The sequence below is a fragment of the Vibrio sp. S12_S33 genome (assembly GCF_963889785.1).
GTDB lineage: Bacteria > Pseudomonadota > Gammaproteobacteria > Enterobacterales > Vibrionaceae > Vibrio > Vibrio aestuarianus.
Window position 1 is genome coordinate 1 of the sequence record NZ_CAWPQZ010000220.1, and the last position, 578, is coordinate 578.

At 40.1% G+C, this 578-nt stretch carries 1 protein-coding gene; it reads left to right on the forward strand.

The features are described 5' to 3' along the window. The first annotated feature begins 31 nt into the window (after positions 1-31). A complete protein-coding gene (locus AACW06_RS19955; protein ID WP_168524626.1) occupies positions 32-448 on the forward strand; it encodes a plasmid pRiA4b ORF-3 family protein in 417 nt (138 codons plus the stop codon). Positions 449-578 lie beyond the last annotated feature (130 nt).

Below are 578 nucleotides of genomic sequence, written 5' to 3' on the forward strand. Positions count from 1 at the left end.
CTTAATTGGGCGTTAGGCAAATGAGGAAAGTATGTACATATCAATTAAAGTAAGTCTGGTTTCAGGTATGTATGCTTATGAAGACTGGAGTTGTGAAATAGAGTTGTCGCAAAAGACATCACTGCGCGAACTCAATGAGATCATTCTTAATGCCGTTGGCTTTGATAATGACCACTTCTCTCAATTTTTTATTTCTCGTAGAGAATTTGGTTCAAGTCGAGAATCGTTCGATGACCGCACATATTCACTCGATACTGAGTTATATGGTTTGTTTCCACTACCGAAAGGTAAAAGGTTATTTTACTGGTTTGACTTTGGCGATGATTGGATATTTCAGATATCCAAATCTCGCAGTAAACCTAAGCCATTCGCAGATGGCGCAGAGTATCCTAAAGTGGTAAAAGAAGTAGGTGTTAAACCAGAGCAATATCCAGAGTCTGAGTGGTAAATTTGCCTAACAAATTGCTTAAGAGTGATTCGTAACGCGTGGCATTTTTACTATGCGGTGGCTTATGGTGATTAAGGCGCCGTGCGGTAGCTTTTGTATTGCGTTACTCACACCTTAGCAAGGCGTTATG

Coding starts and splice junctions, on each gene's coding strand:
- AACW06_RS19955 (WP_168524626.1), top strand. CDS start 32: ATGTACATATCAATTAAAGTAAGTCTGGTTTCAGGTATGTATGCTTAT.